The following is a 12,618-nucleotide window of genomic DNA, read 5'->3' on the forward strand; positions in this document are numbered from 1 at the left end:
ATAATTAAACTGCCTATTCACTTTATAAATGGAGTGAGCAGGCAGTTTTTATTAATTAGAATCTAAGTCCATTGCTAAATCGATGGCTAAAATAGTTGCTAAAACCAAAACTGTATCTACACTTTCAGCTAGGATGTCCATTTCAAAGGTATCTGACCAAGAAAGAAACTTTTTCTTTATACGAGCTATTGGCTGTCTTTTAGAGTCTTTAATCATGTAATCATGTTGAAAAATACTGCCATCAACTACCCAATCTACCCCTTTTACCACATACTGAGGCTTAAAGAAGGTAAATTTTTTATGAATTCGACAAAAGAATTTACCCTCTTGGATGACATCGACTGTCGGTAAAAGTGATAAAACTTTTTGATTAACTTCACATAAAACTTTTCCTGATTGAACATCAAGAATTTTTGTTTTTCGACCGATTGAAATTAATTTACTATCTACTCGATATATTGGGCTTTTATTTTGATCATAAATATCAAAATCTTGTTTAAATGACCACATTTTTTGTTTCATATAAAGCTTCATAAAATCCCTCCTCCTATTCTTATTTTATCACACGGACCTAGTTCTGCTCACCTAATTAGACATAATCAAAAAAAACAGTAGGTCTTTTGAGACCTACTGAATCTTTCTGCTCTAAGTAAAAATAATTAATTTAAGTATACAGTTGAACCGGTTTCTAAATATAAAACATGTTCACAGATATTGGTAATATAATCACCTATACGTTCTAAACTAGATACTAAATCAATCGTAAAGATTCCTGCTGGAATACAATCTTCGTTGGTAGCCATTCTTAAAGTAACTTCTTCAAAAACAAGATCATACTGTTTGTCAATTTGGCTATCCATAAGGGCAATCTGACTAGCCTCTTGAATATCACCATTTTCGATGATACCTGCTAATGGTTCAAACATTAACTGTAAACGTTCTACCATTTGATTCACAATAATCATCACGTCTTGATAATTTGAAAAATCAGGCTTATTTCGCTTGATACGTTTAGCAATTGTAGTAGTATGTTCTGCAATACGCTTCAGTTCAACACTTGTATTTAGCAATGCAAATATGTAACGAAGATCTGCTGCAACGGGTTGCTGTAAAGCGACTATAAGATAGGCATCTTTTTCTAATTCAACAGATAATTCATTAATTTTCTCATTCATTTCAAGCGTTGAAACTGCAAGCTCATTATCTGAGGCAATAACTGCTTGATGGGTGTTATCAAAAATACTTTGCGTTAAATCAAACATTTGGTTAATTTTTTTAAACAAACCTTGTAATTCTTGTATATAAATTTTTCGCATATTTTGTCCTCCCTTCTAGAATTTATTTTATCATCTACTTATTATAACAACATTGTAAGCGCTTGTCAAACTTCCTAGATTGTTTTTAAAATAAAAAGTTCTCACCATTAATTATAGCGAGAACTTTAATTATCAATTAGTTTTTAAATGAGACATGTACGTGGTCATAATGGTTTTGTGTCACACTACCACGATCTTCCATTTGTTGCCATTGGCCGCCTGTCCAATGGCCATAGATTTGTTGTTTCCAGATAACATAAGCGATATTACTATTACCCATATTAGCTACTGCATCTGCAGCGATTTGGTCGCCTAATGCTGAACCTACGGGCACCATAAAGTCAACAGCTAATCCTTTACCATGGTCGCCGCTATCTCCAGGTCTTAGCCCGTATGCAGCAACTCCATATTGATTAGCAATTCGACTACCATAATTAGCCGCTGATTGTGATACACCAGCTAAGGTCGATGGTGTCGTATAATCATTACTTACTTCTTCAATGACTTCCTCTACAACTTTCTCAGTAACAGGCACTTCTTCTACTATTACTACTTCTTCAGTGACCTCTTGAATAACTGTTGTTGTTTTTGTCAACTCTTCTGACGCTAGTGGTTGTTCAACTTCCTCAATAACACTTTCTATTTCAACAGCACTAGATTGTGTTGTCTCAACTTCAAGCTCTTCAGCTTCAATAACTTCCTCTTCACTTACAGGGTTTACTGTAACTTCTCCAGTAGTTGAAACTTCCTCAATAGTCCTGTCCACGACTTCGTCAGTTAAGACTTCTTCTACTAGAGGGAGCTCGTTTAATAACTCTTCAGATGATTCAGCAACTTCTTCTAATTGGACTGTTTCTTCAGCTATTGCTAACTCTTCTTCCACATCAAAATCATCTGCTTCACTGACATTTAAAATGATCTCTTCAACTACAACTTCTTCTTCAAGAACAACTGCTTGATCTTCAGTTTCAACTTCTGGAGTTAGACTGACTGGAATGTCCATTTCAAATGTTTCCCCAGCGGATGTTTCAACGTTTAACTTTTCAGCTTTATGATTAATATCATATTGAGCGACTAGTTTTGTTTTTGGGTAAATAAGGTTAACATTTTCAATTTGGTTAGCTTCAGCAAGAAAAGCTAAATCAATATCCATCGCTTCAGCAATTGCTCCAAGGGTGTCTCCATATTTAACAATGTAAGTCATTTGATTATCTTCATCTACCATTAGTTCAGCACTTATTTCTTCAACCGTGCGCGCATTCCAATTCTGAGCAGATGTAATCGCCACAGGCGTAAGCATCAGCATTAGAGAAGCACCTAAACTCACTTTCTTATTAAATTTCATTTATATACACCTCAATAGTTTATTTTCTTAAGTAATTGTAGTTTAAATCAACTACTTTTCTTAAACAAGCTTTGAACAATCAAATCAAAGAATTGATTTGGATCTGTAACCTCTCAAACATATTAGGCCGTTTTATGTAATCTGTTTGTAAAATTTCACCTTTCTTTCAAATTTTTATGCTAGAATTATTTCAACAAATCAATAAAGGAGGGTTATTATGGCTAGAATTAAATCGTTTGATGGTATTAAAGGAATTGCAATTCTTTTTATTATTCTCTATCATTTATGGCCAACTATTTTCCCCGGTGGATTTTTGGCAGTCAATCTTTTTCTCGTTTTAGGAGGTTATTTTTTTACTATAAAACTTTACCAAGATAAAAGGGTAGAGTCTTGGCAATCATTATTCTTTCTTTTCAAAAAAACAGTCCAACGCTTGTTCTTTCCGATGATGTGGTTAATTATATTAATTTTATTTTTCCTTCAAATTTTTAACCCTCTCATACTTAAGTCTATGCGCAACGAACTGTTTGCTAGTCTCCTTTTTGCCAATAATTACTTTCAAATTCTAAACGGTCGCTCTTATTTTACGGATATGGCTGTAACTTCTTATTTAACACACTTATGGTATGTAGCCGTTTATCTCCAATCCTTTTTAATAACTGGACTCTTAGTCTTCTTAAGCAAAAAAATAAAAGTACCTGCTATCTATTTAGGCCTATTTTGGCTCTTTATCTTTAGTCTATGTACTTTCTTAACTGCAAATGGTTATTCCTATCAAAAGGATCCCTCAAACATTTATTATAGTTTTCAAACGCGGTATGCTTCTTTTGCGATAGGGATAGCGACTTATTACCTTATTCTAGTAATCCAAGAAACAGTTGAAGAACTTCAAAGACGACAATTAAGGATCCATTACTTCTTTATCGTGATAATAGCTCTAATTCTATTGCTTATTCAGTTTCTTTCTCAATCCGATCAAGAAGCAGCAGGCTATTTATTAGGACTTCCTTATTCTAATTTATTTACTGCCCTATTTATTTTAGGTGCTGGGCAGAAATTCATCGTTTTTGAAAAGTTATTAGGTAACAAAATTTTCACTTGGTTAGGTAGAAGATCTTATAGTATATATCTTTGCTATTATCCTTTATTAGTTGTCACTTTTAGTTTTCAACGTTTATTTGCTAATCACATGAATATTTTAAAATTAATCGGCCTATGCTCAATTATCCTTTTTTCTTCTATTTTTTATTATATTTTTGAGTCTAATCGTTTCCATATACTCTTCTCAAACAAAATCAGCCTAAGAAGGAAGCTCTACTGGGTTAAAAGATATTTACATTTCCCAAATAGCAACAAAAAAGATTTTGCCTTTGCAACAAGCTATCTTTTTTTAATAATTTCTAGTTTGATTGGCCTGCTTCGAAGTGATAATCATATACCACTAGCTTTATTTGATCTCCAATATGGAATCTACGCTACCAATCCCAATCCATTTAGTCCTTATTATAAAGTGGATCAGTCATTTAAAAAATCTCAAAAACGTTTAAATGATTTTGATCAACTAGCAGCTAGTAATTTTTCATATTCCATCAACCAAACAACACTAGCGGATAAAGTCATACAATCTATCCAAAAAGACTCTATCTTAAATCAGATTGCCAGTCTTTCTCAAGAAAAAAGACAAAGATTCGAAGAAATTCAACAGCAATTTCCTAAGCTGGCAACTATCCTCAGCCCGCAAGAAATACTCTATGCTAATGACCTTCCAGTCACATTATTCGGTGATTCAGTGGCTCAATTTATTGGAGCTAATATTAACACATTTTTTGATCAGGCTAATGCATTTGGTTATGTTAGTTTAAACATTTGGACATCTTACGATAAATTCCAAGCGCTTATAGACCAGGGTTTAGTGAAGGAAAACTTAGTCGTTAACTTAGGAACTAACGGGGGGTTGGATGTTCCGGCCGTTGAAAAATTGATAAAGATGGCTGGTGAGCGAGAAATATACTTAGTTAACTCAAACTCTGACATCGAATTTTTAGATCAAATTGATCAAGTGATTCAAACACTTACTCAAAAATACTCTAATGTTCATTTAGTTGATTGGCGAGCTATCTCAACAGGTCATCCGGAATATTTTCGAGAAGACGCTATTCACCCAAGTGTGGAAGGTGCGGAGTTTTATCTTTTAGAATTGGCTAAAACAGTCTATCAAAATCGTCTTTAATACATTCAACCTCAGATGGAAACTAGCCATCTGAGGTTTTTTGTACTTATTTATGATAGGCATGATTGTTTAAAATGCGGAAAGCTCGATAGATTTGTTCAATTAAAACTAGTCGTATCAACTGATGAGGAAGCGTTATTCTACCAAATGAGATAGCTTTATCACTTGTTTTTTTTAATCGTTCAGCCAATCCTAAAGACCCGCCAATAATAAAACTAATGTGCGAGTGTCCATAAGTAGCAAATTGATTGATTGATTCAGCTAAATCCTCTGATGATATTAAGTCTCCCTCAATAGCTAAAACAAAAACTTTACTTTGTTTATTTAATTTCTTCTCTATGCGCTCAGCCTCTTGTTCTAAAAGCTGTTCAACCTCCGTGTCAGTCATTTGCTCTTTAGTTGATTCATCGGCTACTTCATGAATTGAAACCTTTGCATAAGCTGACAATCTTTTGAGATATTCAGACATTCCTGCTTTAATGTATTTTTCTTTGACTTTGCCCACACAGATTATATCAACACGTATCATTCCTTACTCCTTTCATTAGGTGGATAACTGTTAATAAAACAAAGACTTATCCACAGTTTATTTTAAATGCTGTGGATAAGCCTGTATGTTTGTGGATAAACTAGTAAGGAACTGCACTATTCGATTCTTCAGACTCTTCTTCGGATGGGAAAGGCTGAATTTCTGTCGGGTTTTCAACCGCTGCTTCTAAAGTGATTTCTATCTCCATGTCTTCTTTAGCACGGCGGATAGATAATTTCACTTTATCGCCAACTTTATATTCATAAAGGAATTTTTTCAAGTCATTAATCGTCTCTATTTCCTTGCCATCAATAGCACGTATCAAGTCGTACTCTTTAAGACCAGCTTTAGCAGCAGACCCTTCAGGTTCTACTTCACGGATAAAGGCCCCTTTTACATCTTCATCATTCAAGCCCATTACTTGGGTGCGATAATCTGGATGGACTAATCTCAAGCTAGTATAACGGATGCCCAATACAGGTCTAACGACTTCGCCGTTTTTCTCAAGTTGGCCAATAATATCCACTACATCTGAAGATGGAATGGCAAAGCCCATTCCTTCGACATCGGTCGCTGATAGTTTGCTTGAATTAATTCCAATTAATTGGCCGGCAGAATTTAAAAGGGCTCCTCCTGAATTACCAGGGTTGATGGCCGCATCCGTTTGCAGTAAACTCATATCCCAGTCTGGTACACCATCGCCATTTAAATCCACTGGCACAGATCGATCTAAACCAGAAACAATCCCTTTAGTTACTGATGTTGCAAACTCACTACCTAAGGGTGAACCAATTGCAATAGCGACTTGTCCAACTTGAACATTATCAGAATCAGCAAATTCTAAGGATTTACTTGCTGCAGAAGCATCAATTGTTATTACAGCTAAATCACTTAAGGCATCACTTCCAATAATTTCTGCTTTGACAGTTTCACCATTTTTTAAACGAACTTCTAAAGCATCTGCTCCTTCAATTACATGATGATTGGTAACAATGTATGCTTTATCGCCATCTATGCGATAGACAACTCCTGACCCTTCTCCAATCACTTGCAAATCTTGATCTTCTTCATCTGGTATGAAGTATTGGTTATATTGATATTCCCAAAAAGGATCTAATCCTTGATAACTTTTTTGCATGTTTGCAATGGACACCACTGCCTCACTTGCCTGATCCACTGTGTCTACCATATTCTGTTCATTTTCTGGTAGTTGAACAGAGTCGGCAGTTTTAATGGTGCTTTCCACCTGAGAGGGTTCTTGTGAAAAGGCCGAAAAATCATTATTAAAACTCAAACTACCTGCCAATAATAATGATAGAGTCATGCCTGAAAGACCCACAAATATTTTACGCCAACGTTTTGTGCCATCATTTTGATTATATTCTTCTCTCATTTTACTATACGTCCTTTCTATTATACTTACAGAATGAACTATAACACTGTTTTTTTAAGAAAGTATGAATTATCATCGTTAATTTTAAAGTGAATTGTAGAAATTTGAGATCTGTTTATATTTTTTTAATAGGTGTGGCCTTAATTGGATCTGTCATATGAAGTTTTAAATCCCTTACAGTATCCACATCATAAGCTTGTAAAGTGTCTTCCATCGTTAACATGGCTAATTCTTTGGTATTATTATCCTGACTTAAATGTCCGAGGTAGATATCTTTGGTTTTGGATCCCATTAAGTCTCGGATAGCTAGTGCTCCATCTTGATTAGATAAATGACCTTTATCACTAAGAATACGTTGTTTTACAGACCAAGGATAAGGACCGTATCTCAAAAGTTCAATTTCATGATTAGCCTCTATTAAATAGGCATCCGCATTCCTAAGTTGACTGCGCAATCGATCGGAAACATAACCTGTATCCGTCAACATTACAAATTGTTTATTGCCTTTTTGAAAGGCATAAAACTGTGGTTGGGCTGCATCGTGACTCACATTATAACTCACAATATCAATATCACCCAATTGTAACATGGTCTCCGGTTCAATATACTGTTTGTTTTCTGGAGCAATCTCACCAATCATTCGATCCATGGCCTTCCAAGTTTCTCTATTAGCATATATAGGAAGATTGTACCGTCGAGAAAGAACTCCCACCCCATGAATATGATCTTTGTGCTCATGAGTGACGAAGATAGCATCGATTAGATTAATGTCTCGATCGATTTGTTTAAATAAAGCCTCAATTTTTTTCCCACTTAAGCCTGCATCAACTAGAAATCTTTTTTGGCCCGATTCAATATAAGTGCAATTGCCAGTTGAGCCACTTGCTAAAATTGAGAAGCTTAAATCAGTCCGTTGAGCTGAAATATCTTCTATCTTTTCTTTAGCCGTTTGACTTTGATAGTTGGTATATAATTGTTGCTCAAATTTTAACTTTGCTTCTTTCATTTGCGTTCACTCCTGTTCCGTTCTACACACTTACCTAAAATCCTCCAGAGAAAGTTCCACCGCCGGAGCCACCCATCGATCCACCAGAGAAACCACCTCCGAATCCACCCTTATTATTCCCTGCAAAACCACCTTGAGCTGTTGTTTGAGGGGAAACAGAATGAATAGTTTGAGTCACTTGATTGCGGAATAAAGACCCATAGAAATATGGGTGCGCCAATGTATAGGGCCTGTGCTCTTGGGCATGAATTTCACTCGGCTTAAACTCCATTTCAATCGCTTTAACAACCCTGTCCGCTACTCCTAAACTAGTTGCAAAGACCAAATATTCTTCCCAAAGAGGTAAAGAGGCAATTTCTCTAACATTAAAACGCCCAATATCTTTTAACATCTTGCTGAAAGCACGCCATTTATCCCTCATTTCTTGTTGTTCGGTGGTCATAAGTGGTCGTTTTTTCATGATTATTCGCATATAGATGTATAGTCCAACTGATAAGACTGTTCCAATTCCGATAATCACCCCGATAAGTTTCATTGGTAATAACCGAGCGATATCCAAACTATATAGAAAGAGTAAATTAATAATAATTCCAGCAATTATTAAAATAAGAGCTGTATTATTGGCCATTTCAATCTTTCGTGTTTCAGCTAAGGCGTGGCCTAAAAATTGTTCACCTTCTACTGCTAATTTATTTTTAAATCGTAACCAATAACGATATTGTTTCTTACGAAATGAAGGATTATCTTCAGCTAACTGGTCTAATTGTGCTAAAGTAACACCCGCTCCTTCATTTGCTTGAGTAAAGTAATCCCAAACAAATTTCTCATGCTCTAATATACCCTCAGGATAATCTGGACCCCAGTAAAGAGGAATAATCTTTACAGTCTCAGCAGACTGTTTCTTACCTGGTAGGGCCTCTATTTTCAACCAACCTTTTTGAACTAAGTGTAAAAGGGTCGCAACAAAGTCATCTTCATTTGGCCATTCACGAAGATATTTAGTTGCCATCTGACCAGGTGTGGTAGCTTCAGGTAGATCATAAAAATAATCTGGTACATAAACGGGGTGAGGATTTAACTGCTTCGATTGATGACGATATTTCATTAAACTAATTAAAAGCAATAAAGACGGTCCGACTGACCCAAGTATAGCCATTATATAGGCAATCATTTTCATTTGATTTACATTTTGAGCATCTTTTTCGACTTGAGCTTGGGCAGCTGCTAAGAGTTGGTCTAATCGCTTTTCATCGATCTTATTCGAGTTAAGGGAGGTCCACTCCTTAGGAAACACAATCTGTCCTTCAACAAACTGACTGGCAGTGTGCTGAGGAACGTCTAGATAGACAACTGTTTTTTGGTCTTCTTCAACAATTTTCACTTCCCCTTGAGGAGCCCCATAACCCCATGCACGAACCTCTTCTTTAGTTTCAGCTTTTTGTGGCAGTTCAATGCGAATTTGAACATCTGTTGTAAAATCTGAGCGTCCAAATTTTCTAAGGAACTCTGCAGTGTCCTGATAATTGGTGACTAATTGTTCGAGGGTATATTGAAAAACAAAATACCTGCCTTCTTTTTCTAAGGGATAAAAGATCTTACTTGTAAGTCTACCGTTTTCTTCATGCATTTGATAGGTCCCTTTATTTTCATTGTCTGCTATGTCTAAAATTTCAATAGAGCTTTCTCTATCCTCACTAACGCCAACCGAAAAGTTTGAAAGTTGATAGCCCTCATGATCTAAATCAAATAAGACACCGTTCATAAAATTTGCATCATAATATTGATAATCTGTAAATTCAACGCTTCCATCTTCCATTACCTTGGCATTAATGAATTGCTCAGTAATTGAAAAATCAACTTCTTGTGCACTTATTATTGGGTTTAATGGACAAGCGAAAATACAAAGCGGTGTGACTACAAAAACCAAGATTTTTTGAAGGAAATGCTTAAACATTAAAATACCTCCCCTTTTACTAGTCACCTTCTGAAAAGCGACGTAACCAGTTGCCTTTAGGATCAATTAATTCAATCCATTCTTTAATAGCTGGTTGTAATATATTCGCAACGGACCCTCGGACACGATAAAAATCAGCATTTTGACTTCTACTAACTTTCTCTAAGTCTGCCATATCAAAGTGATGGGTAAAGGCTTGTTGAATGGTTGTTGTTTCATCTAAACAGACAGCATAGATCACTATTTTCTCCCACTGATCAATAGTTGAAAATCGCCTTAAATCAATTTGATTGATGTTACGTAAGTCTTGCTTAAATAAATTCCAAACGAGTCTTTGTTGATTATTTGATTTTTGATGTTTTTTTTGCTTGCTTAATAAGAAAAGGAAGACCAATTGAATAATGAGCATACTTGCAAGCGCTAATAAAATCCAAACTAACCATTGACTTCTTTGCTGATTAAACATGTCGTAAGAAATTCCTATAGCAAAGAGGACTGTCAAAACATTACTGGCAATGGCTAAAAGAGGTGAAAAATTTTTGTGTTTATTTTTTAAATGATCCGCTGAAACACTTTTCACTTCAATGGCATCAGTATATTTTTTCCACAAATCTTGATATTTCTTCTTTATTTGTTTTTGTTGGCGAATTTTTACAATAATTTCTTCTAAAGTTATGACTGCTCCTTCCTTCATACTTAAGCTAATTAACTCTAATGCATAGCGTTCATGGCTCGGAAGGTGGGTGTATCTTGATCGGTCTTCTAACAATTGAAAAGCCAGAGTGTAACCGCTTCTTATTCGACTGTGACTCCTATTTTTCATTCTAACCGGAAGAATCTTCAAATACCCTTTTCTTCCTAATTCTAACAGACTAGCCGCTAACTCATTAGACCCAGGGGCTTGATCATAAACAACCGCATTAATCAAACAAACATCCATCGGTTCAGGTATCATTCCTAATCTAGTCTTCTCAACCATGGGAATTGTGTCGTTCTTTTTATTTAATTGGTAGCTACGATAAAGAAAGAGGGTCGCAATAAGAGGAATAAGAATGGCTAAGAAGGTTCTTAATAATAATTGATACTCCTTTTGTTTAACTTGATCAGCGATATCTTTTTGAATTTGAGCTTCTCTAATTTCAATCGATTGTTTCCCTTTAATATCGATTATATTGGTATTATTAGGAGTAACCGATTTAGGGAAAAACATATGAAGAGAAAGAAGGTCATTATTCTCTGTAGGGTGATTGATGAAAAGATTCAAAGTAAAAGTGGTTTGACCTTCTTGATTAAGCATTTCGCTGTTTTCTACTTTTCCTCCTTGTAACCAATAAGAAAGTGCTTCCTCCTCAATCAAGCCAGCAAAAGACATCATCAACTTCAGTTGGCTTTTTCTTTCTTTGGCTGTATCGACTAAAGGAATCCAGCTTCCTTCAAAATAAGCACCATCTTGGTAGTTAGTCACTGATTGCTCCAAATCATATTCAATAATATACTCCACTGTATCATTGACAACCGGATAGCTTATAATCAGCCTTGCTTCTTGTGGGGTTTGAGTCATTTGATAGCTTCCTGCTACTCCACTAGAAGTTTCAGCAAGATAATTAATGGATTGATCTTTTTCGATCATTCCCATTCGATAAGACGATAAATTCTGATTTTCAGTAGGAATACTTAATTCTAATTGATTCAGATACTCAGCCTGGATTTGATAATATAGACGTACTTGGGTCCTACCTTTAGCATCTATTGTCGCTTCAATGCTTTGTTCTTTGACTTCATAGGCATTTTCTTGAGCAATTACTGTTTGATGCAAAGCTCCTCCAATTAGAAAAACAGAAAGAATGATGCTATAAATTATGTGTTTTCGTAATGTCTGCAAACAAAAATAAGTCTTCATATCTCACACCTTTACTCTTTCACTACTAATTTTTAAAAAGTTCTCTTTTAATTTTTGGGTTTTTTGTTAACAACATTACCCTTAATAGCATCCACTAATACTGAGATCGTCTGACCACTCTCTTTACGATAGTAGATTAATTCCCAAGCGGGTAAATATAAATTAAATTGCTTGGTTTCAACTGAACGAAAATAGCCTAAAGTCATTGAAACTATTTCAGCATCGTTGGGCAAGGTGGTATCAATTCGGTTTTCTACAACAGCAATTACCTCATTGGTTGAGATTAATTGTCTTTGATCTTCTAAACGTACAAAAGGCTCTTGATAGGTCTGCATATAAGAAATCATGTCATAATTTTCATCTAATAAAATACGAATCTCTGCTGTTCCATCAGAAATTGGTACTGCCGATTTCATGGAAGAATCTTCTAAACTTCCCCCTTTTTTAGTCACCATCCGAATGATAATCATTCGCTCTTGCGGAGAATACCAATGATTTAAATAAAATTCTCCATTAATAAAGTAAGTAGGGTCTTTTAAAATATTTTCATGAATCCATGCAAAATCTTCATTAGTTAAACTGTATGTTTCCTCTCCAAGAGAAATGTCTAATTCGACCGGACTTGAGAATTCACTAACCAAGACGCCATCTGGATCAAGTGAAACAATTTGATTTTGTAATTGTTGTCTTTTACTCCACAATTCATTGTTAGGGGTGTTTTTTAACACTGCCAATTCAGGAGCATTATCGTTCAATTCAACAGCATCCTTGAATTTAATTCCCCGATCTTTCATTTCCTGAACGGGATTAATTTGAGCTGTCGGGTCTTGAAAGTTGAGGCCAAATGCTCCGCGCTCTACTAGGAGATAGGCTAAAAACATATCAAAAATTACAAAGAAAACAAGCAATATAATTTGTATCCTTTTGAAATCCATTTTTTCTCCC

General features: G+C 35.3%; 10 protein-coding genes. 1 reads left to right on the forward strand and 9 read right to left on the reverse strand.

Annotated features, from left to right (window positions below; genetic code table 11):
• Positions 1 to 51: 51 nt before the first annotated feature.
• The 3 genes from ACQV18_RS06965 to ACQV18_RS06975 all read right to left on the reverse strand — a co-directional run bounded on the left by ACQV18_RS06965 (position 52) and on the right by ACQV18_RS06975 (position 2,661).
• On the reverse strand, positions 52 to 534 hold the full coding sequence (locus ACQV18_RS06965; protein ID WP_428873993.1) for an LURP-one-related/scramblase family protein: 483 nt from the start codon (positions 532 to 534) through the stop codon (positions 52 to 54).
• A 125-nt stretch (positions 535 to 659) separates the two neighbouring features.
• Positions 660 to 1,316, reverse strand: a complete 657-nt coding sequence (gene phoU, locus ACQV18_RS06970) for a phosphate signaling complex protein PhoU (protein ID WP_428873991.1) — start codon at positions 1,314 to 1,316, stop codon at positions 660 to 662.
• Between the two features lie 136 nt (positions 1,317 to 1,452).
• Positions 1,453 to 2,661 carry a LysM peptidoglycan-binding domain-containing protein gene (locus tag ACQV18_RS06975; RefSeq protein WP_428892801.1) on the reverse strand — a complete coding sequence of 403 codons (1,209 nt, stop codon included), beginning with the start codon at positions 2,659 to 2,661 and terminating at the stop codon, positions 1,453 to 1,455.
• Positions 2,662 to 2,878: 217 nt separating this feature from the next.
• Between ACQV18_RS06975 and ACQV18_RS06980 the strand changes: the two genes are divergently transcribed.
• A complete protein-coding gene (locus tag ACQV18_RS06980) occupies positions 2,879 to 4,891 on the forward strand; it encodes an acyltransferase family protein (protein WP_428892803.1) in 2,013 nt (670 codons plus the stop codon).
• A gap of 46 nt (positions 4,892 to 4,937) precedes the next feature.
• Here ACQV18_RS06980 and rlmH read toward each other — a convergent pair whose 3' ends face one another.
• The 6 genes from rlmH to yycI all read right to left on the reverse strand — a co-directional run bounded on the left by rlmH (position 4,938) and on the right by yycI (position 12,608).
• Complete coding sequence (gene rlmH, locus ACQV18_RS06985; protein WP_428874024.1) at positions 4,938 to 5,417, reverse strand: 23S rRNA (pseudouridine(1915)-N(3))-methyltransferase RlmH; 480 nt, start codon at positions 5,415 to 5,417, stop codon at positions 4,938 to 4,940.
• Between the two features lie 103 nt (positions 5,418 to 5,520).
• Entirely contained in the window at positions 5,521 to 6,813 is a 1,293-nt protein-coding gene (locus tag ACQV18_RS06990; protein WP_428873988.1) for a S1C family serine protease, read from the reverse strand.
• Between the two features lie 115 nt (positions 6,814 to 6,928).
• Positions 6,929 to 7,819 (reverse strand): MBL fold metallo-hydrolase, encoded by an 891-nt coding sequence (locus ACQV18_RS06995; protein ID WP_428873987.1) that lies wholly within the window; start codon positions 7,817 to 7,819, stop codon positions 6,929 to 6,931.
• Positions 7,820 to 7,853: 34 nt separating this feature from the next.
• Positions 7,854 to 9,773 (reverse strand): DUF2207 family protein, encoded by a 1,920-nt coding sequence (locus ACQV18_RS07000; RefSeq protein WP_428892804.1) that lies wholly within the window; start codon positions 9,771 to 9,773, stop codon positions 7,854 to 7,856.
• A 19-nt stretch (positions 9,774 to 9,792) separates the two neighbouring features.
• Positions 9,793 to 11,589: a DUF2207 family protein gene (locus tag ACQV18_RS07005; RefSeq protein WP_428892806.1), complete on the reverse strand. Its 1,797-nt coding sequence runs from the start codon at positions 11,587 to 11,589 to the stop codon at positions 9,793 to 9,795.
• Positions 11,590 to 11,720: 131 nt separating this feature from the next.
• Positions 11,721 to 12,608 (reverse strand): two-component system regulatory protein YycI, encoded by an 888-nt coding sequence (gene yycI, locus ACQV18_RS07010; protein ID WP_428873984.1) that lies wholly within the window; start codon positions 12,606 to 12,608, stop codon positions 11,721 to 11,723.
• Positions 12,609 to 12,618: the final 10 nt, after the last annotated feature.

The organism is Facklamia sp. P9177, from assembly GCF_050409585.1.
Lineage (GTDB): Bacteria > Bacillota > Bacilli > Lactobacillales > Aerococcaceae > Facklamia.